Annotated in this window: 23 protein-coding genes, 1 tRNA gene and 1 pseudogene; 19 read left to right on the forward strand and 6 right to left on the reverse strand. The window is 64.4% G+C overall.

What is annotated here, in order from left to right:
* Positions 1-462: pseudogene (locus tag AWQ70_RS33405) on the reverse strand (hypothetical protein); the annotation flags it as partial.
* Positions 463-903: 441 nt separating this feature from the next.
* On the opposite strand from AWQ70_RS33405, the gene AWQ70_RS38190 reads away from it, so the two are divergent.
* The 8 genes from AWQ70_RS38190 to AWQ70_RS33430 all read left to right on the forward strand — a co-directional run bounded on the left by AWQ70_RS38190 (position 904) and on the right by AWQ70_RS33430 (position 8,514).
* Positions 904-2,271, forward strand: coding sequence for a 3'-5' exonuclease (locus AWQ70_RS38190; protein WP_281197168.1), 1,368 nt, complete (start codon positions 904-906; stop codon positions 2,269-2,271).
* Between the two features lie 47 nt (positions 2,272-2,318).
* Positions 2,319-2,969: a DarT ssDNA thymidine ADP-ribosyltransferase family protein gene (locus AWQ70_RS38195; RefSeq protein WP_245647274.1), complete on the forward strand. Its 651-nt coding sequence runs from the start codon at positions 2,319-2,321 to the stop codon at positions 2,967-2,969.
* On the forward strand, positions 2,969-4,909 hold the full coding sequence (locus tag AWQ70_RS38200) for an ADP-ribosylglycohydrolase family protein (RefSeq protein WP_084518099.1): 1,941 nt from the start codon (positions 2,969-2,971) through the stop codon (positions 4,907-4,909). The genes AWQ70_RS38195 and AWQ70_RS38200 overlap by 1 nt, the downstream gene beginning before the upstream one ends.
* A 190-nt stretch (positions 4,910-5,099) precedes the next feature.
* Positions 5,100-5,933 carry a helix-turn-helix domain-containing protein gene (locus AWQ70_RS33410; protein ID WP_169808779.1) on the forward strand — a complete coding sequence of 278 codons (834 nt, stop codon included), beginning with the start codon at positions 5,100-5,102 and terminating at the stop codon, positions 5,931-5,933.
* Positions 5,934-6,036: 103 nt separating this feature from the next.
* Positions 6,037-6,444: an ATP-binding protein gene (locus AWQ70_RS33415; RefSeq protein ID WP_169808780.1), complete on the forward strand. Its 408-nt coding sequence runs from the start codon at positions 6,037-6,039 to the stop codon at positions 6,442-6,444.
* Positions 6,441-6,713: a hypothetical protein gene (locus tag AWQ70_RS33420; RefSeq protein ID WP_157530774.1), complete on the forward strand. Its 273-nt coding sequence runs from the start codon at positions 6,441-6,443 to the stop codon at positions 6,711-6,713. Before AWQ70_RS33415 ends, AWQ70_RS33420 begins: the two co-directional genes overlap by 4 nt.
* A 137-nt stretch (positions 6,714-6,850) precedes the next feature.
* Entirely contained in the window at positions 6,851-7,690 is an 840-nt protein-coding gene (locus tag AWQ70_RS33425) for a sigma-70 RNA polymerase sigma factor region 4 domain-containing protein (protein WP_067185486.1), read from the forward strand.
* Positions 7,690-8,514, forward strand: a complete 825-nt coding sequence (locus tag AWQ70_RS33430; protein ID WP_067185488.1) for a protein phosphatase 2C domain-containing protein — start codon at positions 7,690-7,692, stop codon at positions 8,512-8,514. Before AWQ70_RS33425 ends, AWQ70_RS33430 begins: the two co-directional genes overlap by 1 nt.
* A 43-nt stretch (positions 8,515-8,557) precedes the next feature.
* On the opposite strand, the gene AWQ70_RS40730 is transcribed toward AWQ70_RS33430, so the two are convergent.
* A complete protein-coding gene (locus AWQ70_RS40730; protein ID WP_218004752.1) occupies positions 8,558-10,183 on the reverse strand; it encodes a restriction endonuclease in 1,626 nt (541 codons plus the stop codon).
* A 235-nt stretch (positions 10,184-10,418) separates the two neighbouring features.
* Between AWQ70_RS40730 and AWQ70_RS33435 the strand changes: the two genes are divergently transcribed.
* From AWQ70_RS33435 to AWQ70_RS33460, 8 genes are all read left to right on the forward strand, one after another.
* Positions 10,419-10,829: a plasmid replication, integration and excision activator gene (locus AWQ70_RS33435; RefSeq protein ID WP_067185574.1), complete on the forward strand. Its 411-nt coding sequence runs from the start codon at positions 10,419-10,421 to the stop codon at positions 10,827-10,829.
* Positions 10,830-10,852: 23 nt separating this feature from the next.
* On the forward strand, positions 10,853-11,101 hold the full coding sequence (locus AWQ70_RS33440) for a hypothetical protein (protein ID WP_157530777.1): 249 nt from the start codon (positions 10,853-10,855) through the stop codon (positions 11,099-11,101).
* Positions 11,101-11,415: a hypothetical protein gene (locus tag AWQ70_RS33445; RefSeq protein ID WP_067185492.1), complete on the forward strand. Its 315-nt coding sequence runs from the start codon at positions 11,101-11,103 to the stop codon at positions 11,413-11,415. Before AWQ70_RS33440 ends, AWQ70_RS33445 begins: the two co-directional genes overlap by 1 nt.
* 88 nt (positions 11,416-11,503) lie before the next feature.
* Positions 11,504-13,006, forward strand: a complete 1,503-nt coding sequence (locus tag AWQ70_RS33450; RefSeq protein ID WP_084518094.1) for an FtsK/SpoIIIE domain-containing protein — start codon at positions 11,504-11,506, stop codon at positions 13,004-13,006.
* Positions 13,003-13,155, forward strand: coding sequence for a hypothetical protein (locus AWQ70_RS39520; RefSeq protein ID WP_157530779.1), 153 nt, complete (start codon positions 13,003-13,005; stop codon positions 13,153-13,155). The genes AWQ70_RS33450 and AWQ70_RS39520 overlap by 4 nt, the downstream gene beginning before the upstream one ends.
* Before the next feature lie 98 nt (positions 13,156-13,253).
* A complete protein-coding gene (locus AWQ70_RS33455) occupies positions 13,254-14,831 on the forward strand; it encodes a replication initiator (RefSeq protein ID WP_067185576.1) in 1,578 nt (525 codons plus the stop codon).
* A complete protein-coding gene (locus AWQ70_RS38210; RefSeq protein ID WP_084518095.1) occupies positions 14,831-15,007 on the forward strand; it encodes a helix-turn-helix domain-containing protein in 177 nt (58 codons plus the stop codon). Before AWQ70_RS33455 ends, AWQ70_RS38210 begins: the two co-directional genes overlap by 1 nt.
* Positions 15,007-16,356, forward strand: a complete 1,350-nt coding sequence (locus AWQ70_RS33460) for a tyrosine-type recombinase/integrase (protein WP_218004753.1) — start codon at positions 15,007-15,009, stop codon at positions 16,354-16,356. The genes AWQ70_RS38210 and AWQ70_RS33460 overlap by 1 nt, the downstream gene beginning before the upstream one ends.
* 88 nt (positions 16,357-16,444) lie before the next feature.
* On the opposite strand, the gene AWQ70_RS33465 is transcribed toward AWQ70_RS33460, so the two are convergent.
* Together AWQ70_RS33465 and AWQ70_RS33470 are read right to left on the reverse strand one after the other, a co-directional pair.
* Positions 16,445-16,534: transfer RNA gene (locus AWQ70_RS33465), tRNA-Ser, on the reverse strand.
* A gap of 335 nt (positions 16,535-16,869) precedes the next feature.
* Positions 16,870-17,433 carry a YceI family protein gene (locus AWQ70_RS33470; RefSeq protein ID WP_067185495.1) on the reverse strand — a complete coding sequence of 188 codons (564 nt, stop codon included), beginning with the start codon at positions 17,431-17,433 and terminating at the stop codon, positions 16,870-16,872.
* 100 nt (positions 17,434-17,533) lie between these two features.
* Between AWQ70_RS33470 and AWQ70_RS33475 the strand changes: the two genes are divergently transcribed.
* Positions 17,534-18,016: a MarR family winged helix-turn-helix transcriptional regulator gene (locus tag AWQ70_RS33475; RefSeq protein WP_067185497.1), complete on the forward strand. Its 483-nt coding sequence runs from the start codon at positions 17,534-17,536 to the stop codon at positions 18,014-18,016.
* Between the two features lie 13 nt (positions 18,017-18,029).
* On the opposite strand, the gene AWQ70_RS33480 is transcribed toward AWQ70_RS33475, so the two are convergent.
* Positions 18,030-18,518 carry a SigE family RNA polymerase sigma factor gene (locus AWQ70_RS33480; RefSeq protein ID WP_067185500.1) on the reverse strand — a complete coding sequence of 163 codons (489 nt, stop codon included), beginning with the start codon at positions 18,516-18,518 and terminating at the stop codon, positions 18,030-18,032.
* Positions 18,519-18,799: 281 nt separating this feature from the next.
* Here AWQ70_RS33480 and AWQ70_RS33485 point away from each other — a divergent pair, with 281 nt between their 5' ends.
* Positions 18,800-19,750 carry a hypothetical protein gene (locus AWQ70_RS33485; protein ID WP_245647269.1) on the forward strand — a complete coding sequence of 317 codons (951 nt, stop codon included), beginning with the start codon at positions 18,800-18,802 and terminating at the stop codon, positions 19,748-19,750.
* Between the two features lie 3 nt (positions 19,751-19,753).
* The gene (locus AWQ70_RS33490; RefSeq protein ID WP_067185505.1) at positions 19,754-20,575 is read left to right on the forward strand and encodes a MauE/DoxX family redox-associated membrane protein; all 822 of its coding nucleotides are present in this window, start codon (positions 19,754-19,756) and stop codon (positions 20,573-20,575) included.
* 105 nt (positions 20,576-20,680) lie between these two features.
* Here the strand turns inward: AWQ70_RS33490 and AWQ70_RS33495 are convergent, their stop codons facing one another.
* A complete protein-coding gene (locus AWQ70_RS33495; protein WP_067185507.1) occupies positions 20,681-21,862 on the reverse strand; it encodes an ATP-binding protein in 1,182 nt (393 codons plus the stop codon).
* Positions 21,863-22,102: the final 240 nt, after the last annotated feature.

Consider the following 22,102-nt stretch of genomic DNA (forward strand, 5'->3'; position numbering starts at 1 on the left):
GATCGAGGCTAGGTCCAGCTCCAGAGTGTCAGCGATGATTTCGATCAGCGTCATGGCGTCGACGTCGCGTGGATAGTGGTTCAGGGTGTGCCGCCACCATACGCTGATGGTGGCGATGACGGCTTCCTGCTCGGTCTTTCTCCAGCTGTGCCACCTGACGCCGAGTCGCAGCATCAAGGAGGGGGCGTGCAGGCCGTCGAGCTCTTCGAGGATGAGCAGCTCCATTAACCGGGGCAGGTAGTGCTTGAACTCCTCGACATCTCCCCATGTGTTCAGGCCATTCCAGGCGTAGGGCTCCAGCGCGGATGCGGTGAGCATCCGAAGTGGTGCGGCACGCGCCGCGCGAACCCGCTCAGCTGACACGCAGTGGTCACACACGTCGGTCTTGGCTGGAAGCGGGTACCGGGAGAAGGCCGCGTAGAGAGCGTCCAACGCACGGTCGAGATCAGGCGGCGTGTCCATACCGGGATGCTATTGCGCGCCTGCTCTGGGGCTGGGAACTGTTTTCCGCTGGTTACGCGGCCCGAGCCGCCGGCGGCCGGGACCGGCCCCCAGGCCGCATGCCCGGCCGCCGAGCGGGCGAGGGTCGCGAGGCGGCGCGGAGCGCCGCCCTTGATCTCTAAAAGACCAATTCGGCAGTGCGACGGAAGCCGCGCTGCGCGGTACATGACTTGGCGCAACAGAAGCGCACAGTTGCCACCGAAGAGTAGCAGATCTGGGCAGTTTGTCCCATTACTCCTAGAGTGAGAACTTCGCGCCCGTACATACGTTTAAGGATGCCATGTTTAATAGGTGCCACCTGTACCGAAAGGAAGTACAATACAGCCCCAAGGAGACATAAGATAAGAGATTAGAGAGTGGCAGAGAGTGGCTCTACTTCGGCCCCGTGGCAGGCAGTCGCAGGTGATATATCTTCCCCCAACGGGCCACTCCGTCGTCCTTGGCACAGCAGGCACGGGCAAGACTGTCATGGCAATGCTGCGCGCCCGCTACCTGGCAGATCCATCAACTCGCGGCCACGGCCCCGTTCTGCTCGTCACGTACAACAATGCACTGGTCGCATATATCAAGCATCAACAAGGTAAGGCCTTTGCGGGTGTACGGGTAGAAACGTACAGTCGCTTCGCGCGGGGATATTTGAAGAGCCGCGGACTAATGCCACATTGGGGAGCTATCGCTGAAGGAACTCCTCAACGGTCTATTATCGAAGAATCACTTCGCACTGTGGCTGCGCAATATCGACCATCAAGTTTTTTTGGGAGGGATGTCGACTTTTTCAAGGATGAGCTAGACTGGATCGGCGGAATGGGTATAGCCGACCTTGATTCATACTTGAAAGTCGACAGGATCGGTCGGGGGACAGGGCTTACGAGCAGTTCCCGAACTGCCGTATGGCGAATTCGAGAAGACTACCTGCAGCGACGAAACAAGGCAGGATATCTATACGACTGGCACGATATCGCTACAGCCGTGCGACAGCAATTAGTCAGTGACGAACGTTCATATATGTATAAGCATATAGTAATCGATGAAGGCCAGGACTTGACCCCAGAGATGATTCGTTCTCTGGTGGAGGTGGTCGATCCTTCAGGTTCCGTGACGTTCTTTGGAGACTATGCTCAGCAAATTTACGGTCAAGGACTGTCCTGGCGAGCATGCAACCTTAACATCAGCAAAGAAGAGCGCTTTGCCGATAACTATCGAAACACGGCAGCAATCGCTAGACTTGCGATTGCCATGAGCAAAATGCCGCACTTCGGTAGTGCGTATGAGGATCTAGTCGAGCCAATAGCGCCAACCGCCGAGGGTAGCCCTCCTACCGTCGTCAAATGCCGGAGCGTGGCGGAGGAACTGCTTGTTGTTCGCACTCGGGCGGCTGCCCTTTCTCAGGTTAATAGAGTCGCAGTCCTCGCCCGCACGTGGTCTGATTCCCAACGGGCAATAAATGGCCTCCGAAATGCGCGCCCGCTAACGGCCGGCTTGAATCGGTGGGATGACTCTCCGGGCATCTTCTACGGTCCCTATCATTCTGCTAAGGGACTTGAGTTTGACGTTGTGATTATGCCATTTTGCGGCGCTAAGAAGGTTCCCCTGCCTGAAGTGGTTTCAGCATTCGGACACGCTGATGCTTTGGCTCGCGAAGCAAAGCTCTTGTACGTCGGAATTACACGGGCCCGCTCCGAACTCATTGTCACCTATAGCGCGGATAACGATACACTCACCCCACTCCTCCCTGTCGAGCCGGGACTCTATGTGACGGTGACGCCTTGAAGGACATATCCGTAGCTGAAGCCCTCGCAAATCTTGAAATTAGCAGATTGGCGCATTTCACGCCCGCACTCAACCTCCCACATATACTCGGCGATGGATATATTCGTAGCAGCAAAGACTTAGCCTCTCAATCACCAGAATACTTCAGCCCCACCGACAGGGAGCGATTTGATAGGCACCCCGATAAGGTGTGCTGCAGCATGGAGTACCCCAATCCATATTATCTGGCAGAGGCTACGGGAAAGCCTGAATTCAGGAACTATCCTGATTGGGTATGTTTACTCCTGGATGTTCGGCTTGTCCTTCGACCAGGGGTTCTTTTTAGCCCGCACAACGCTGCAACGGGAGGCGGCATCCACGCGCGTGCTGGCGGGGGTGCCTTCATGGCATGCTTCCAGCACAAGGTGGGGAGCTGGGAGCGTAGGAACACCCATCACCCCAGAGTTCCTACTGACCTCCAAGCAGAGGTGCTGATCCCAGGCCCGATCGAACTGTCGTACCTCCAAGGCATAGTGGTCCCTAGCGCCGAGGACGCCCAAAACGAGTGGGGACGGCTACGCTTGCTGGGAGTCTCTAGTAACGGCTATCGGTGGGTAGTGGCTCCAGGCTTCTTCCGTAAGCTGGAGCTCTCCAGCCGGCTGCGCTTCGGTCGCGATGTCAGCGAGACCATCTGGCAGCCACCTCAGGACGGGACCTGATGAACAGCAAGAGCAGCATCGCAGTCGATCTCCTTCCAAAGGTAGAAGGAACGATAATTGGAGCTGCAGTCGGTGACGCGCTCGGATGGCCACAAGAGCAGCGAAGCGGCATCAAAGGTGGCCAGAAAGCGCGACTAGTATCGCCTCAGACGACATTCAGAGAATGGGTACGTCAAGCAGGCTCGCGCTTTAACCGGTATGACGACCCTGTTAGGCGTGGCGAATATAGCGACGACACGCAGTTGTTGCTCGCGGTCGCACGTGCATGCCTTAGCGATGAGTGGGACACACATCTTTCACGCGTAGAGCTGCCCGCTTGGATTTTGTATCAGCGAGGGGGCGGTAGAGCAGTTTTAAGCGCTGCGCGTTCTTGGGCCGTTACCGGCAAGCCGCCTTGGTACCCGTCTTCACGAACAAGATCGGAAGAGCGCGAAGCGGACTACTTCGCCCGTGGAGCAAATGGTGTTGCAATGCGTATTGCGCCACACGCGATAGTAACTGCTACGGACAGTTCCTCATCTAGGCTCATACATAGGGTTATCCGGGATGGCATTTACACGCACGGCCATCCACGCGCGCTTATCGGTGCCATTATTCACGCTCTGGCCTTGCGCTATGCTCTGACACTTAGAGGAACGCTGAGATATAGTGATCTATTGGATTTTCTCTACTCCGATCTAAGTTGGCAGGATTCTGCATTAGCAGATCTACTGCCAGCTAGCTGGAAGAGCGGTTACCAACTTGTTGCCCACGAGCCGGCGCCCTCTGCATGGCAGCGGACCGTAGACGAGACTCGTGCACTCCTAGAGATTGCACTACTCGCGCTTGAACGCGGAGCAGCAGTAGATGATGAAGTCACTCTCGCTCGTTTAGGGTGCTTCGACACTCAAAAGAATGGCGCTGGCCACATTACTGCCGTCGCATCCGTCTACATTGCAGCTCGCGCAGCCACTCGTCCAATGAGCGGCTTGCTTCTTTCTGCTTTCCTTTCTAATGCCGATACAGATACCTTGGCTTCTATGACGGCGTCGCTGCTGGGTGCTTTGCACGGTGCTGACTGGCTGCATCCACTGGCCGATCAGGTTCAGGACTCAACGTATCTTAAGCAGATGTCTCGCCTGCTGTTGGAACGCACGTTATACGGCGACGATGCGAGATCGGAAGGCGCTCTGCTAACTGGCCGGCCGCCAGTGTCCATGCGCGATATAGATCGGTTCAAGGAGGAACTTGCAGCCGGAGAGACTGACAAGAATATCTTCCTAGACGGCCGGACGGCATGGATCGAAGAAAAGGAAAAAATGTCAACGGCGAGTAACTCGTACCAAGTGACTCGCTGGAGACTCCGGACCGTCGATGGTCAATCGTTGATTTTGGACAGGGTGAGCCGTGATCGCAGGAGTGCGCCACCGAGTCAACCCGTCTCGGAGTTTCGTGGATCACGGTCATTTGCTCAACAGAGCCTTTTTCACGATCCGGTGGAGCATCTGGACGCTATCTATGATCCATCAATGTACTCTACTCGAGAGCAGCTTGCTGCTGCACTAGCTACAGCGCGACGCGAGATACAAGTTCGAGAGGAATTTAGGCGCCTCTACTCCATAGCGGCTGAATCGCCTATGTCGGCGATTATAGAAAGCCGTGGCCGCATGGAGAGTTTCCTCACGGAGCTGACCAGGCATAATGATGGCACTATGGATGATCGGCAGCCCGCCCGTCAGGTTATTAAAGATGTACGACTGTCCAAAGATGCGCTAGATGATCAGATCATTTTGGCAGCTAGAGACATTTGGCGCATGGGTGCAAGCATTGTGCATGGGCGGACTCCAGCGCCAACGAGTGAAGTAGCAAGGGACTATGTCGATGCTGCGGAGCGTGTAGCTATCCAAGTAGTGCGTTTCCATATAAGGACGCATGCAGATTCGTGGAAGAGCGGGAAATAGTTCGACAATTGAAGCGGCCACTCACAGCCACGCAGTGTCAAGCACGCGCGTGACGGCCTATTTGCGTGACGGGTTTAAGCCGTCCACCTAAGGATTGGAGGCTTCGTTCGCGGAGCATCTCCTCCCGGGTGCGCGCTCGTGGACCTATTCGTCAGTAAGGCAACTACTCCTACGTGGTAGAACCCTCGGTGTGGAGGATCGGCGAGATCGGTTGCGGGAGCTGGGGGAGCTGCTGCGGCGGCTGCGTAAGGATGTGGGGCTGACCGGGAAGGACCTGGCGCAGCGGGCCGGAGTGGCTCAGCCGACGATCTCTCGGATGGAGACCGGGCGACTGCTGCCGACTCCCGAGACGGTTGAGCGGGTGTCCGCGGCGCTTAGCCTCGACGTGGACAGGCGGCGTGAGTTGGACGCGCTGCTGTTGCGGCTGCGTGATGAGGTGTCCCGGTTGAAGAGTGGGCTTGCCGGTCGAGAGGCGGCGAACGCCGCGCGGGTTCGCTCGGCTCAGTGGATGGCCGTGTTCTCCTCGGCGATGATTCCGCCGCTGTTGCAGACGGCCGAGTATGCTCGGCTCGCTCTCTCGATCGGCCAGGATGTGGACCAGGACGACGCGGCCAAGGCGGCTGCCGTACGGGTCGAGTCTCAGGCGGTAGTTTTCGAGCCAGGTCGGAAGTTCGCGTTCGTGCTGACGGAGGGTGCGGTGCGGACGTGGCCGGGATCGCCGTCGTTGATGCCCGCGCAGCTCGACCGGCTTGCCCAGGTGTCCACGCTTCCTCATGTGCGTCTGGGGGTCGTGCCGTGGAGCGTGGAAGCGCCGGCTTTCCCTCTTCACGGGTTCACGATCTACGACGGCGCCGTGAGCGTGATCGAGAGCCTGACCGGTGATCTCACCCTGACGGAGACCGGCGAGATCGACACGCATATGGACGTGTTCGAGGCGTTCGCGGCTGCCGCTGTGTACGACGACGCTCTGCGGGATCTTCTGGGGCAGATCGGGGCGGACTACCGCGCTCTCGCAAGCAAGTAGCAGGTTCTGACGTATTTATACGTCGAATGCCTTGAGCGGCTTCTAGCGTTGGTCATACGCTGCCGGCATGGATGTATAGCCCCCTATACAACGGAGTATGCCCATGTCAGGCTGGCGAATGTCCCGCCACTTCCTCGGCTCCCCCGCCTCGATCACCGAAGCCCGCCGCTTCGTCACCACCTTCTTGAAGGGTTGGCCGTCCCTGGAATCGGCCGAACTCATCGTGAGCGAACTGGCCACCAACGCCGTACGGCACTCGGCGAGCGGTCGATTCGGCGGGATGTTCATCGTCACGATCCGCGTCAACCACCGGCGGCTGTGGCTCGGTGTCGCCGACGAGGGCGGCCCCCGCTCCCCGGAACTGCTCCCCGCCTACGAAGAGGCCGAAGGTGGCCGCGGCCTGATGCTCGTCTCCACCCTGGCCACCGGCTGGGGCGTCCTGGGTGACCACAAGGGCCGCACCGTGTGGGCCGTCCTCGACCCCGCCCCGGCCATGGCGACCCGCACATGAGCGACTGCATCGCCCCACACCTGTCCTTGCCGCAACCCAACTGCCGCGAGCTGAAATGGTTCGAGTTCGTACCTGGTGACCGGTGCCGGGTGGTGGCGTGGACATGTGACTGCACGGCCCGGTTCTACGAGCTGTACGCAATGGCCGGCGTCGGATTCATCAGGCGCACCATTCAGGGAACTCCGGTCTCGATCGTTGAGACCAACCGCTGGCCGCTCCGGCAGGCCCGCGAGGTCTGGGCGGACATCATGGCCGGACGGGCGAGATGAGCCCGCGAGGTGTCCCCAACCGACGCTCCGCCATACGGGCAACGAATCCCAAAACGGGTGAAGTCATACCGTCTAGAGGGATAGACGGCATTCTGTCCAGGGGTCTAGACTCGGCGGAGTTCAACCCTGGGGGAGCAATGCCACCGAGCGACCTTGAGCGCATAGCCGCCATCGACGATCCGTACCTGCTGCTGCGGACCGCAACCGAACGACTGAATGCCGCCCAACAGGAGGTCACCGAGTTGGCTCGGCTCCGCCGACGCGTGATCCAAGAGCTACACGCGCAAGGCATGTCATACGCGCAGATCGCCCAGGCGGCCGGGCTCACCCGTGGCCGTATCCACCAGATCCGCCACACCGGCCCGGCCCCTGAAGGCGCGTTCCTCGGCACCGGCACCATCACCCTAGCCACCCCGCTCAAGCGCGAAGCCACCAACGCCCGGCCCGTGGTGGCGATGGAAGACGTCGCAGCAGCCAAGCGGCTGGAAGACCTGGCCCGCGGCTTCGGCTTGTCGATGGAGCTCGAACACGTCCCCCTGGGCGGCGAGATCGACCTCAACCGGCCCAACCTCATCGTGATCTGCGGCCCCAAACTCTCCCCGGTCATGGGCGCCCTGTACGAGACCGATCCCGTATTGGAGTGGGTCAAGGACGGAGCTTGGACGCTGCGCGACACCCGCACTGGCGAGAGTTACCGGTCTGGCTCCGACAGCGAACCGGCCCGTCCGGTCGACTACGCGTACCTGGGCCGACTGCCTCGGCCGGACGGCAAGGGCAACGTCCTGGTCTTCACCGGCATCCACCCTCAAGGCACCCTCGGCGTCGTCCAACTCATCACCACCGAGATCGCCACCCTGTGGGGCCAAGCCGGGGACGGGCGCTTCTCCACCGTGGTCGGCGTCGAATACGACCCACAGACAGGGGAACCGGTCACAGCGGAACTCGCCAGCCCGCTCTACCGCCACGAGGACACCTGATGCGCGTCACCTTCGCCACCGAACCCGCATCCCTCAACCGACCCAACGAAGACTTCATCGCGGCAACCCCAGACGCCGTGGTCCTCCTCGACGGGGCGGGCACGCCCGCGGGCTCGGAATCCGGCTGCTCCCACGGCGTGGCCTGGTACGCACGGACGCTCGGCTCAACACTGATCGCGGCCCTCACCCAAAGCGCCGGCACCCTGACCGAGATCCTTGCCGAGGGCATCAAGGCCACCACATCGCTGCATGACTTCACCTGCGACGTCACCCACCCCGGCTCGCCTTCCGCCACCGTCGCCATGCTCCGCCGTACCGGTGACCATCTGGGCTATCTCGTCCTGGCCGACTCCGTCCTCGTACTCGACCTGATCGGTGAAGACAAACCAATGGTCATCACCGACGACCGGGAAGGCCAGATCGGCAAGCGCTACCGGACGGCCATGGACGCGCTCGACTCCGGCACCCCCGATCACACCGCTGCTCTGCGCGCGTACGTGGAGGCCATGCGGGCGCACCGCAACCGCGACGGCGGATTCTGGGTCGCCTCATCCGACCCCCTCGCCGCCGAACAAGCCCTCACGGGAACACTCCCCGCTGACCAGATCCGAGCAGCGGCACTCCTCAGCGATGGCGCATCCCGCCTCGTCGACCGCTTCCATCTCGCCACCTGGCGCGACATCCTCGACATCCTCGACCAGCACGGCCCTGGGGAACTGATCTGCCGCGTCCGCGAGGCCGAGCACTCTGATCCTCATGGGGAGCGCTGGCCCCGCGGTAAGTCGCACGACGACGCGACCGCAGCCCACTGCTACCGAGCCTGACAGCCTCTTGGAGGGCCGTGTTGCGGTCCTCCCCCGCTTGCTGTCATTGAGTGGGGCCGGGGCGACCTGATTGCGTATTGTTCGATGCGCGGGCATTTCGAGGTGGCGTTGTTCCTGGGATCACATCGATGTTCAGGTACTGCTTGATCAGGTGTTTGAGCTCGGCACCATTGATCAGCGTGATCCTGTTCCGCTGGGCGAACTGCTCGCTGGCACGTCCAAACCATGAGGTAGTGACCAGGACGCCTGTCGTTGCGTTGTGGTCTGCCATGACGCCAGTCAGTGCGTGGACGGCATCGAGGCCAACGAGACCCGCCCATCGCTTCGCCTGGATGAGGCAGACGCCGCCGAAGAAAAGATTCTTGCTGGTAGCAACAGCATCTACGCCGCCGTCCTTGGATGGAACAGTGGTCCAAGCCTCAGCTCCCATGGCCACAAACAGTTCCCTCACCAGGTGCTCGAACTCAGTGGGCGAAAGTTTGAGCAGGTTGCGGCGGGAGTCCAACCCTGAGACGACGTCCATATCTTCAGAGAACCGAAAGCGCTTGAGGTCGAAGGTGATGAATGGCTCAATGGCTTCCAAGTCATAGGGATTGGGTGAAACGAGGGCATTGAGGCGCTTTAGACAAGCAACGGGATTGACATCCGCTAGAACCAGGTCCTCGAATATTCCCCTTTCGGCCTGCACGCTCAGCAAGTGCGGACGGGCCTTCTTTCCAGTTGCCTGATCCGTAGTGTTTATCCGTCCGTTGAACACGATCGCCTCCACGATTTCGTGAGGAGTAGCCGTGAAAATTTCATGCAGCGTACGCAACGCTACACAGGCAATGAGCTTGGCGTATATCTGCTTTATTTCGGACTGCGATCGGGGCACTGAGTCTATGGCGTCACGCGCCTTCACGTACTTGTAGGCGCGGGCCATCGGGATGACGCTTTGCGGAGGGAGTTCGAACTCAATGACCAAGTCGTGATTCTCGGGACGGTATGCTACTTGATAAAGTCGAGGGAACCCATCCGGGTATACCGACCTCTCCAGCACCTTCCCCGCGAGCCACTCCATGGCTTCAGGTTGGCCGGAACTAAACTCCCTTCGCAGCTCATTTAAATGAGCGTTCTCTGCCGCCACCTGCGTTTTGACTGCAGCGACGTGGAGATCGTAAGCGGCACGAGCGGCGCTAAGATCACTAATGCGCTTTTTCTCGCGCTCTTGATGATGGGCGACCGCGCTCTCAAACCGCCTGCGCGCTGCCTGCATTTCGCGCTCGTAGCGAGACTGACCTCCGAAGAACTTACTAAGACCAGACGGTGGGAGCGGAGCATATTTCGCCCAGTCAGGAGCAGGTTCGGCGACCGCTAGGCCGCCTGGATCGAACGGTGCCAGGGAAGCTGTAGCTCGCATGTCATCGAAAGACAGAGGGCGCACATTTAGTGCCTCCAATAAGACCCTGTCCAGTTTATCGACACGCTTTGCAACATCTGAGCTTCTCTGCTCGGCCGTCGCCTGTTGCTTTTCCACGTGCAGTCGTTGGCGTTCACGTTCCTGCTCCTTGGCCCGTCTTGCCGCCTCGCGAGCCTGCCGTTCGGCTTCACGGCGAAGAGCGGCCTGACGCCGTTCCCACTCGCTACGACCACCCGCCACTCGATCGCCCCTTATTCGCTTTCGGTGCATATCGATCCATATGACGGATTCCCAGCACCTACTGTGACGTTCACTCAAGAGTAGATCGTCTTTCGGCGTTCGTCAGGAGTGCTTCCGCTTCTGGAACGGCGATGCGTTTACCCCCCTAGACAGTTAGGGTAGGGCCGGGCTATCGTCATCCGCATAGCCCCCTAGACAGTTCTCGCACAGGGCGGGACGCAAGCCAAAGCGTCTAGGGGGGTCGACAGAAGAGGAGGTGGGCTACGTGGCTCTACAGGGACCGATCCCGGTCACGTTCGACATGGTGTTCCCGCACGGCTGCTACCTGGTGGGCGAGGTCGAGGCGGTCAAGGACTTCGACGCCTCGACCAACGGCCGGTTCGTCCAGGCCCGGGACAAGCAGACGGGGGAGCTGGTCTGGCAGGTCGCGGTGATGGACGCGGACCCGACACTCAAGCCGTCGCAGAAGACGGTGGCGGTGAAGATCCTGGCCGCAGTTCAGCCGATTCCGCCGGCCCCGGTGCCGGGGGTGCCGTTCACGCCAGTCGAGTTCAATGCCGTCACGATCACGCCATACGTCAACAGCAACACCAACCGCCTGGCGTACTCGATCCGAGTCCGCGAAATGCGCGCCGTTCGGACGGGCAAGGCCGCGAGCGCGAAGGACGCAGCGTGATGGGGCGGCGGGCGGCTCACCCGGTGAGCACGATCAGCCTCAAGACGGGTCCGGGCGCCTCGGCGGTCAACCACCCGTACCCGCAGCGCTCCCCAGTGCTGGGGCTGGTCTTCGGCGGAGTTCAGGTGCTCGTCACCACCTCCGCCGCCGACCACGTCACCGCCGAGGACGTCGAGTTCGCGCAGTGCCTGGCGCGTGAGGCGGCCTCGTTCGCCCGGTCGGTGGAGCGCATGTTCCACGGCCTGCCGAACGGTCGAGGGGTGGCGGCCTGATGAAGCGCACCCCGTACACCTACGTGACCATGTCCATCGATCCGGGCAAGCCGCCCCGGCTTGCTGTCTCGTTCTACACACCCGATCTGCGGGTGGCGGCCTCGGTGCTGGACTCCGGGCGGCCGTACCTGTCGATCGAGTCCAACGAGGCCGACATCGCGGTCTCGACCAGCGGAGCCGGACCCGTCACCACGACCGATGTCGACATCGCCCGGCAGATCTTCAACGCCGCCGCGCGCTACCTGGCCGACTGCGAGCGCCTACACGACGAGCAGGAATCGGCCACTCCTCGGGCCTCCGGTGAGGCGGCCTGAGAGATGAAGCGGGGCCGCTGGAACTGGTCCTTCCGGCGGCCCCTGATCTCCCACACACGCGAATGCTTGAGAGAGGAAACCAAGCCTAATGTTCCGAAAGCTCCCCGGAGACGAGGCGCGTAACCTCGTCTCCACCACACCCGACACCGCTATCGTCTTTCGCCCGGCCGTCGTCCGGACCCCGGCGTTCGTCACGATCGTGATCTGGCTGTCACGCCTGCTCGCGGGCCTGGTCCGACTCGTCTGGCGGCACCCGATCGCCGTCGCCGTGCCGGTCGTTCCCGGTGTGATCTGGACGCTGTACGACTGGCGTCTCACCCTGCTCCTCGTCGGCCTCGTCCTCCTGGCGGGCCTGTCCTGGGCGTCCTTGCACCGGGCCTCGTTCTTGCGGCTGGTCGGCTGGCGGCTGCTGGCCTTCTGGCGGCGCGCCTGGATCTACCGCCGTCACTGGCAACCCGTGATGATCGTCTCAGGGCTCGGACGGCACTTACGCGGCCGGGACTACCTGCCCCGGCTCGTGCGAATCGACTGCGACGGCTGGGCCGACCGCGTCACCGTGAAGATGCTCAACGGGCAGGCGGTCAAGGACTGGGCCGACCGTACCGACCAGCTCGCCCACGGCTTCGGCTCACGTAGCTGCCGGGTGTCGATCGCGCGGGCGGGACGGCTCGTGCTGACCTTCCCGCGCCGTGACCCGCTGGCCGTTCCGCTGCATGCGGTGCCGATTCCGGATGTCGTCTCGGTGGGACCGGTCGAGATCGGCGCTCGTGAGGACGGCACACCGTACCGGCTCAAGGTCCACGGCACGCATGTTCTGATTGCGGGCGCGACCGGGGCCGGCAAAGGCTCGTTCCTGTGGTCGACGATCCGCGGCCTGCTCCCCACGTTGCGCGCGGGTCTGGTCGAGCTGTGGGCGCTCGACCCGAAGCTGATGGAGCTCTCGTTCGGCCGGGACCTGTTCACCCGGTACGCGGCCGACCCGGAACAGTGCGCCGACCTGCTCGACCAGGCCGTCACGGTCATGCAGGAACGCGCCGGACGTTTCGCAGGACTTCAGCGCTCCCACGTCCCTACGACATCGGACCCGTTCGTCCTGGTGCTCGTCGATGAGGTCGCGTTCCTGACCGCCTACCAGTCCGACCGCACGCTCAAGCAGCGGATCACGGCCGCGCTCGCCACGCTCACCACACAGGGCCGTGCGGTCGGCGTCGGGGTCATGGCCGCGTTGCAGGATCCGCGCAAGGAGGTCATGAACATCCGCAACCTGTTCCCCGACAAGATCGCGCTGCGCCTCGATGAATCCGAACAGGTCGACATGGTCCTCGGCGACGGCGCACGTGATCGCGGCGCTCTCGCTGACCACATCTCACCGGTTCCCGAACTCGGGGCGGGCGTCGGATACGTCCGACTGGAAACCTCGCCGGATCCGGTGAGAGTGCGGGCCGCATACGTCTCCGACGACGACATCCGCGCGATGGTCGCCGAGTATGCACACGCTGTGGACACCGTGCCGGTCCCGGACCAGGCGGCGGCCCTGGATTCCACGTCCATAACGACCCGCGTGCCGGTGATAGGGGAGGTGGCCCCGTGATCCTGGCTCACCTGCTCGCTGGGCTCCGTTGCTCCGGCTGCGGAGTGCTCGACGTGCTGTGGCTCGACCCGGTGCGCGGCCTGATCGAGTGCCACGAATGCGGACAGACCGCCCTTACCTTCCCAGAGATCGGAAAGGAGGACAGTTGACCGACACCATCGACGCCAACCCGGCCGGGGGAGACCAGGCGATCTCCCCCGGCCCCTCCTCTCACCTCAGCAACCGGGCCACCCCCCGTGCGCTGCGCATGGCCCAGCCACTTGCCCGCGAGGTCGTCGAAGAGATCGCCAAGCAGTACGGCGTGTGCATCCGCCCCATCGCCCTCCGGCGGCTCGACACCTACACGGGCAAGGCCGAAACCATCGACGTGCCGTGCGGGGCCACGCTCGAAAGCAAGTGCCCGCCGTGCGCGAAGCGGAACCGACAGCTTCGGATGGCTCAATGCCGGGAGGGCTGGCACCTCAACTACGAACCCGTCAACACCCCAAACGAGGCCGACGACTATCAGCGCTACCTCGTCGAACTCCGCGCCGACGCCCAGGCATGGCGGGCTGAGGCGGAAAAGGCCGGCGAGGACACCACCGACCTGGACGCCGCGATAGGCGATCTCGATAACGAGATCACCCGGGCTGGGATGCGCGGCACCGTCCTCGGCCGTACGACGGGGAAGCGGTCGCGCTCGACAAGGCGGCGGCAGGATGCCCCAGACTTGCCCAGGCGGACCATGAGTAACACGACGCTCGGGCGGACCTTCACCGGCTCGGACGGCAAGACGTTCCGGCCGTCGATGTTCATCACGCTCACCCTGCCGTCGTACGGGCGGGTCAGGAAGAACGGCGCGCCCGTCGATCCGGCCACGTATGACTATGAGCGGGCGGCTCGGGACGCGCTGCACTTCTCCAAGCTGGTGGACCGCTTCGTGCAGAACCTCCGGCGCGTGGCCGGGTTCGATGTCCAGTACTTCGCAACCGTCGAACCGCAAAAGCGACTCGCTCCGCACCTGCACATGGCCGTCCGGGGCCACCTGCCACGCGCGGAGATCAAGCAGATCACGGCGGCCACGTACCACCAGGTGTGGTGGCCGTCCGTCGATCAAGTCGTGTTCGAGGGCGATCACCTACCCATCTGGGAGGACGGTGCCGGTTACCTCGACCCGACAACCGGCGCGATCCTGCCTACCTGGGATGAAGCCCTCGACGAACTCGACCAGGACGACGAGGCCGAACCGCTGCATGTGCTCCGCTTCGGCCCTCAGCTCGACATTCAAGGTGTCCTGGCCGGGACCACCGACGCCGACACCTGCATCCGCTACCTGTCCAAATACCTGACCAAATCCATCGGCGACGCGATCGACCCGGACGACTCCGCGCAACGGGAGCACGCGGAACGTCTCGGCAACGCCCTCCGCTACGAACCGTGCTCGCCCACCTGCCCGAACTGGCTCCGCTACGGCGTGCAGCCCAAGGGCGCCAAGCCGGGCATGACCCCCGGACGGTGCCGGGGCAAGGCGCACAAGCCCGAACACCTCGGCTACGCGGGCCGGCGCATGCTCGTGTCCCGGAAGTGGTCGAACAAGACCCTCACGGAGCACAAGCACGACCGGCGCACCTGGGTCCTGGAAGCCCTCGGCCTGCCAGACGAACCGATCGATCCACACCGGTACCTCTGGCGGCCGGTCAAACCCGGAGATCCCGGCCTCGACCCCATCGGCGTCCGGCTCCTGCGCTCCGTTCACGAACGCCAGCGATGGCGCAACCACCTGGCCCGGCTCCAAGCCCAAGCAGACGGACAAGAACTTTCGGCAACTGAAGGGAGGGCGGCGTAATGGATCGACTCTTCTATCGACCCAAGGACGCGGCGGTCGTGCTCGGAATGAGCCGTACGGCGGTGTTCCGGCTGATCAAGTCGGGCGAACTGCGCTCGGTCAAGTACGAGGGCTATCGCCTCGTCCCGGCTGAGGCCCTTCAGGAGTTCGCCCGTCACCTGGAAGAGGTGGCGTAATGGCCGACCGCAAGCCGAACGGCCGCTCCTCCATCTATCTCGGCAATGACGGCTACTGGCACGGCTGGGTCACCATCGGCATCAAGCCGGACGGCTCCCCCGATCGTCGCCACCGTATGGCGAAGACGGAAGCTGAGGTCACTCGTAGGGTTCGCGAACTGGAGGGCAAGCGAGAGGCCGGGCACGTCAGCAAGCCGGGCCGCATTCCCAACGTCGCAGAGTGGATGACGGAGTACCTCGACGTGATCTGTGATCGCCTCGTCGCCTCTGGGAAGATGGCGCCCCGGACTCTGGAGGACTACCGGTCCAAGACACGTCACTGGATCATTCCGCTGCTCGGCCGTCATCGCCTCGACCGGCTCGCCCCTGAACACCTGGACAAGGCGTACGCCACGATGCTCGAACAGGGCCTCTCCTCCAGCACGGTTCTCAAGGTCCATCGCATCCTGTCGCGTGCGTTGAAGATCGCCATGCGCCGAGGGAAGGTCACGAGGAACGTCGCCACCCTGATTGACGCACCGGTCGCCGCCGACCCTGACCTCGCACCACTGACCCGCAACGAGGCACGGAAGATCCTCGAGGCCGCCAAGCCACGCAGGAACGCCGCCCGGTGGTCGGTCGCCCTGGCTCTCGGTATCCGTCAGGGCGAAGCACTCGGTCTCCGCTGGTCCTTCGTCGATCTCGAAACCGGCGTGATCAAAGCCTGGTACCAGGCGCAGCGGTCCCCCTGGCGGCACGGCTGCGATGATCCCCAGGCGTGCGGAAAGGAGTGGCACCGCTGGCCGTGCAAGCCGCGGTGCAAGGCCCACAAGCACAACCTCAACTGTCCACAGGACTGCAAGAAACGCGGCCATGCCTGCCCGACAAGAACATGCCCCAAGGGATGCACCGGCCACGCCGACCGCTGCCCGAAGCGCACCGGCGGCGGCATCGTCTTTCGGCAACGCAAGGGTCGGAGCAGGCTGACCCTGCAATGTCCGCCGGAGCTCCTGCCCATCCTCCGCGAGCACAAGAAGTTCCAGGACGCCGAACGCGTGGAAGCCGGGGAGCTCTGGGAAGATCACGACCTGCTGTTCCCGACAAGGCGGGGCCGGCCGATGGAACGCAGCGAGGACTACAAGATGTGGAAGGCGCTCCTCAAGCAGGCCGGGGTCAGGGAAGCGCGGCTCCACGACGCCCGCCACACCGCCGGTACTCTCCTCGTCGAGCAGGGCGTCCACATCCGCGTCGTGCAAGAGATCCTCGGCCACGCGCGCGTGACCACCACGGAGCGATACACCCACGTGGCAGGCGCGCTCATTCAAGACGCGAGCGAGCGCATGGGGGCCGCCCTCTGGGGTGAGTCCTGAGAGCAACTGCAACTAAAACTGCAACTACAGCGCCTCTGAAGATCGAAAGAGCCCCCCTCGCTGAAGTCGCGAGAGGGGCTCTGACCTGCGGAGGCTCGGGGATTTGAACCCCGGATGGGCGGTAAACCCAAACCGCATTAGCAGTGCGGCGCCATAGACCTGACTAGGCGAAGCCTCCTGGTTGCCGATTGGCTCAAGACAGAGTACCGGCGATTGTCCCAGCCAGCAAAGCGAAACCGGCTCTGTTTGATCATTCGTGATGATGGGCCGTTTCCGGCGGCCCCGTACGGCCGTTCGAGCTTCTCCGGCCCGTGCCGTGCGGACCGGCCCCGGCCGCGCTCGCGGACCGGTCCGGCATCGCGAGGGAAGCCGCCGCGCCCGGTTTCGCGGAGGCGCGAGGTGGCGGTTAGATCGGATGGCGGGCACGCAGCCTGGGGTGAGTAAACGCACAGCCGTTGTCCACAAGCTGTGGACAACGGCTGTGGGTAAGGCTGTGGAAAACCGAAACCCGGGTCAGGCCTGCCGTACGGCCTCGCCCTCGATCTCGATCTTGACCTTCTTGCCGACCAGGACGCCGCCGGCCTCAAGAGCCTGGTTGTAGGTCAGGCCGAAGTCCTCGCGGTCGATCTCGGTCTCGGCGCTGAAGCCGAAGATCTCCTGACCCCACGGGTTCTGCGCGGCGCCCCCGAACTCGACCTTGAGCTCGACCTCCTTGGTGACGTCACGGATCGTGAGGTCGCCGACGAGGACGAACTCGTCGCCCGAGTGCTCGGAAACCCGAGCGCTCCGGAAGGTGAGCTCCGGGAACTTCTCGGCGGACAGGAAGTCGTCGCTCCGGAGGTGGTTGTCGCGGTCGCCGACACCCGTGTGGATGCTGGCGGTCTTGATCACTGCCTCGACCCCCGACTCCAGCGGGTTCTCGGCGACGGTGATCTTGGCCTCGAACTCGGCGAAGTTGCCCCGCACCTTGCTGACCATCATGTGCTTGACGACGAAGCCGACGCGCGTGTGCGCGACGTCCAGGGCGAACGTCCCGGCCGTCGGAATCTTGATGCCTTCCCACTCACGGATGCTCATGCTGGCCTCCCGATGTACTTGCCGTGTGGATGTCTGACTCTGCAACTGTCTACATGAGGAATATTCCGCATGTCAAATAAGACGCGGTAGACTGAGGCGTATGAGCCCCTTTGACGATCCCCGGCTCACCGCTATGGGACTGCTCGCCGAGGTCATGGCGGGGATCACCGACAAGATGAGCCCCGCGCTGGCAGGAGCAGGACTGTCCGACGTCGACTTCGAGACGCTGATCAGGCTGGCCCGCTCCCCCGAGCACGGCCTCCGGATGAGCGACCTCGCCGCGCAGACCTCGCTCTCCACCAGCGGGATCACCCGCGTCGTGGACCGGCTGGAGCGTGACAACCTGGTGACCCGCCGCGCCTGCCACAGCGACCGCCGCGCGTCGTACGCGGTGCTCACCGACGAGGGCAGGCAACGGCTGCTCGGCGTGCTGCCCCGGCACCTCGACGACATCGAGACATGGTTCACCGGTCTGCTGACCCCCGAGCAGCTCGCCGACTTCCTGACCACGCTCCGCCTCATCCGCGACGTCGTACGGCCCTGCGCCACGGCGGGTGTAACGGAGCCGGTGAAGGCCGAGTGACCGGAGGGGGCGGTCAGTTCAAGGAGTGCTGGACGGCCATGTCCCCGCGGAGCTTGGCCATCCCCCGCGACACGGTGCTCTTGACCGTTCCGATGCTGATCCCGAGGGCCTTGGCGATCTCGGGCTCCGTCATGTCCTCGTAGTAGCGCAGCACGATCGCGGTCCGCTGCCGCACCGGGAGCCGTTCGAGCGCCCGTTCCAGGTCCTCGTGGTGGTGCCGCGCGTCCGGCTGGACGGGGACTTCGGGAAGCTCCTCCGAGGGGAACTCCTGGAGCTTGCGCCGCCGCCACCAGGAGATGTTGATGTTGACCATGGCCCGGCGCACGTACCCGTCGAGCGCGGAGCGGTCCTGGATGCGCTCCCAGGCGACGTACGTCTTGACCAGCGCGGCCTGCAGCAGGTCCTCGGCGTCAGAGGGGTTCCCGGTGAGCTGGTGAGCGGCGCGCAGCAGTGCCGGCCCGCGCGTCACGACATACTCGCGGAACTCCTCATGATTCCCCATAAAACGATCACCGGTCCGGCCGTGGAGAGGCTGCTTCGTGGCCAGAATCGCAGTTGGGACCCGCGATCCGGCTGAACCGGCATCCAGGTTTCGTCCCGTCAAGTGCAAAGAGACGGCAGATCGGTGGCGCACCGGCACCGCCCCTCGTCGGCCCCGGGCGGCCCGGTTGGGGGAAATCGGGAGACAACAGCTTCCACCAAGTGGGGGAATATTGCTCCCCAACCCACCATCGGCCTCGAAAGTGTCTCTATCGGTCATCGGTCTCATGTGACGCTGGACGGGTGAGAGTACCCATGCCGCACGCGCGGGTCGAGCGCCGGCACCTGCTGTCCGCGGCGGCGCTCGGCCGGGCCGCGCAGCCGCCCCGCCCGGCCGAGGAGGACGACGGCCCCGCGCTCGACGCGGTCAGCGGCCGGATCCTCGACGCCACCCCGCACCTCCTGATCGTCGAGAACGACGACGGGCAGGAGGAGCGCCTGGTCATCGCGCCGTGGGCCACCGCCTGGCGGGGCGGGCCCATCCCTCCGGACAGTCTGCCCACCGGCTCACGCGTGATCATCAGGACACGCGCGGGGCGCGTCGCCGACTGCGTGTGGGCCGACATGACGCGGATGACCGGGATCGTCCTCGACGTCCGCGGCAGGCGGGACCTCACCGTCGAGATCGACGGCGGCCCGCACCGGGGGCGGCGCACGATCGTCATCCCCTACCGGTCCACCGGGCGGATCCGGGTACGGCACCCGAAGCTGGAGCCCGGCTATCTCTTCGACGCCATCGGGACGGTCCAGGACGGCACGGCTCTGGCCCAGGTCCCGGCGACGTCCCAGCCTCCGTACCGGGCGAGCGCGGTGCCCGCGCCGCCTCCGGCGTTCGGCGGGACGCAGACGAGGGTCTCCGGGACGGCCGTGTGGTCCGACCACGCCGACCATGGGGCCGCCTACCCCATGCTGGAGAGCTCCGACACCGGCTGCGACCAGGGCGTGGTCCCGTGCACTCGGCTGCCGTTCCTCTCGCTGGGCTCGATGCTCTTCGTCCGGAACGTCTGCGGGCGGCGGGCGGCGAGCGTGCCCATCGTGGCGTGCGGCTGCATGGCGGCCCGCTTCTGTGACCGGTGCGTCGACTGTGAAACCTCTCCGCGCGGAAGGATCGTCGAACTGTCCGCGCTCTCGTACGTACGACTCGGTGGCGACCTGACCAAGGGCTGCTTCAACGCCCAGGTCGGATTGGGGTGACGTGTGCTGGTGAACGCGGCGGTGGCCGCCCTGCCCGTCCTGACGCTGCTCCTGATCATGGGCGGCGTCGCCAAGCTGTTCACCGCCGGAGACGACGGCGGAGGGCAGGACGCGCTGAGCCGGCTCGGCCCCGCCGTCCTCGTCCCGGAGCGCTTCAGGAGAACGGCCATGCTCGTCTGCGCCATCGGCGAGTTCGCGCTGGTCGCCGGCCAGCTCGCCGCCGACCTCGCCGTCGCCCGCTGGCTCACCGTCGTGTTCTTCGCCATCTCGACGTATGTGCTGTGGGATCTGCGGCGGCGACGGCCCGACGTGGGGTGCGGCTGCTTCGGCGAGGTCAGCTCCACGCCGGTCGGCCTGCGTTCCGTCACGCGTACGGCGGTGCTGACCGGGATGGCCGTGGCGGTCGCCGTGTCCGACATCGGCGCGGCGGACGCGCTGGCGGGCGTCTCCTGGACGGCGGCCGCGTGGGCGGCGGGCTACCTCGCGCTGCTGCTGTCGCTCTCCCCCGAGGTGGAGGAGATCTTCTCGCGGCTGCGTCACCGGGCCCCGTGCGAGGAGCGGCCGATGCCGGCCGACCGCGCCCTGACCCGACTCAGATCGAGTACGGCATGGCGGGCCCACGCGGCGGGACTCGAGTCGGACGAGCCGTACGACTCCTGGCGCGAGCTGTGCTGGCGGTTCTTCGTCTTCCCGGGGCAGGGCGGCGCCGACGTCGTCTTCGCCGTCTATCTGAGCGGGCGGCGCCCGGCCGTCAGGGTCGCCGTGGTGGGCCAGGACGGCAACCCGATCGAGCCGCTACAGGAATCTATCGCTGTATCGGCCTGACGCTATACACCCGTAGATTTCGGAATGCGGGCAGGGGAATTCAGCTCTCTACGGCTCTCTAGCTTCCCCACTAGAAAGCCGTAGAGAGGTCGATGGCGGGAGTCGCTACAGCGGTTGCGCACGTAGGAACCTCCCGAAATGGGGAACGGTGAAGGCGATCACACCGCGCTCCGCGCTGTAGATCAGGCCCTTCTTGATGAGGCTGTCCCGAGCCGGCGACAGGCTCGACGGCTTGCGCCCGAGCAGCTCCGCGACGTCGGCAGTGGGCACCGGATCGTCGCCGAGCTGGGCCATCGCGTGCATGTAGTCACGTTCGGCCGGCGTGGCGCGCTCGTACCTGCTGCCGAAGAATCCGACCGCGAGCTCCTCCTCGGCCTCGGGCGCGGACACCTTGATGTCGTCGGCCGTGATGGGGCTGCGCGGAGCGAGATCCCAGGCGACCTTGCCGTACGCCTGGACGAAATAGGGGTAGCCGTCGGCCGCCTCGTAGAGGGCGTCGAGCGCCTCGGCGGTGAACTCGACGTCCTCGCGCTCGGCGGGAGCGATGAGCGCGAGGTCGGCGGCCTCCCGGTCCAGACGGTCGATCCGGGCATAGCGGAACAGGCGCTCGGAGTAGCTCTTGCTCGCGGACAGGACGCCGGGCAGGTGCGGCAGCCCCGCCCCGACCACGATCAGCGGCCCGCCGTTCTGCGACAGCTCGTGGCAGGCGGCGCACAGCGCGGAGATGTCCGGCGCCTGCACGTCCTGCATCTCGTCGATGAACAGCGCGATGCCGACGCCGAGATCGGTCGCGACACCGGCGGCGTCGACGAACAGCTCGGTCAGGTCGATCTCCAGGTCGCCGGAGTCGGCCCGGCCGCGCGACGCGGGGACGTCGATGCCGGGCGACCAGTGCGAGGTGCCCTTGGCCGCCGCCGGGTCGCGCATCGCGAACGCCTTCAGCACGCCGAGGAACGCCTCGATGCGGTCGGGCGCGCGATGCCGGGGGGCCAGCTCGCGGATCGCCATGTGCAGGGCGGCGGCCACCGGGCGGCGGATCGACTGGTCCGGCCGGGCCTCGATCTTGCCGGTGCCCCACAGCCGCTGCATCGCCATCGACTTGAACGTGTTGAGCAGCACGGTCTTGCCGACGCCGCGAAGCCCGGTGAGCACCATGCTCCGCTCCGGGCGGCCGCGGGCCACCCGCTCCAGCACGACCTCGAACTGCTGCAGCTCACGATCACGCCCGGCGAGCTCGGGTGGGCGTTGCCCCGCACCGGGGGCGTAGGGGTTGCGCACGGGGTCCACGCTCTCGGACTTTATGACCGGATATAGCGGCCGCCGTAGATTTCCGTAGAAAGCGCTACGGCGTGTCGCTCCGGGCCGGAGCGGGACACATCGCCCCGAGGTGGCCGGCGTGCGCTCCCGGGACGCCAGCGGTGCCGCGAGCAACGCCATGGCACACCTCACCTGCAGAGTCGGCGACCGAACCCGTGTTCGATCCGATGCCCACGACTGTAGCGCTCCCTCGAACAAGTGCGCGACGTG

This window comes from Microtetraspora niveoalba (assembly GCF_001570405.1).
GTDB lineage: Bacteria > Actinomycetota > Actinomycetes > Streptosporangiales > Streptosporangiaceae > Microtetraspora > Microtetraspora niveoalba.

Bases quoted from the DNA above. Each gene is read 5' to 3' on its own strand.
- AWQ70_RS38200 (WP_084518099.1), top strand. From the start codon at position 2,969: ATGAACAGCAAGAGCAGCATCGCAGTCGATCTCCTTCCAAAGGTAGAA.
- AWQ70_RS33415 (WP_169808780.1), top strand. From the start codon at position 6,037: ATGTCAGGCTGGCGAATGTCCCGCCACTTCCTCGGCTCCCCCGCCTCG.
- AWQ70_RS33420 (WP_157530774.1), top strand. From the start codon at position 6,441: ATGAGCGACTGCATCGCCCCACACCTGTCCTTGCCGCAACCCAACTGC.
- AWQ70_RS33425 (WP_067185486.1), top strand. From the start codon at position 6,851: ATGCCACCGAGCGACCTTGAGCGCATAGCCGCCATCGACGATCCGTAC.
- AWQ70_RS33430 (WP_067185488.1), top strand. From the start codon at position 7,690: ATGCGCGTCACCTTCGCCACCGAACCCGCATCCCTCAACCGACCCAAC.
- AWQ70_RS40730 (WP_218004752.1), bottom strand. From the start codon at position 10,183: ATGCACCGAAAGCGAATAAGGGGCGATCGAGTGGCGGGTGGTCGTAGC.
- AWQ70_RS33445 (WP_067185492.1), top strand. From the start codon at position 11,101: ATGAAGCGCACCCCGTACACCTACGTGACCATGTCCATCGATCCGGGC.
- AWQ70_RS33450 (WP_084518094.1), top strand. From the start codon at position 11,504: ATGTTCCGAAAGCTCCCCGGAGACGAGGCGCGTAACCTCGTCTCCACC.
- AWQ70_RS33455 (WP_067185576.1), top strand. From the start codon at position 13,254: ATGGCCCAGCCACTTGCCCGCGAGGTCGTCGAAGAGATCGCCAAGCAG.
- AWQ70_RS38210 (WP_084518095.1), top strand. From the start codon at position 14,831: ATGGATCGACTCTTCTATCGACCCAAGGACGCGGCGGTCGTGCTCGGA.
- AWQ70_RS33460 (WP_218004753.1), top strand. From the start codon at position 15,007: ATGGCCGACCGCAAGCCGAACGGCCGCTCCTCCATCTATCTCGGCAAT.
- AWQ70_RS33470 (WP_067185495.1), bottom strand. From the start codon at position 17,433: ATGAGCATCCGTGAGTGGGAAGGCATCAAGATTCCGACGGCCGGGACG.
- AWQ70_RS33475 (WP_067185497.1), top strand. From the start codon at position 17,534: ATGAGCCCCTTTGACGATCCCCGGCTCACCGCTATGGGACTGCTCGCC.
- AWQ70_RS33480 (WP_067185500.1), bottom strand. From the start codon at position 18,518: ATGGGGAATCATGAGGAGTTCCGCGAGTATGTCGTGACGCGCGGGCCG.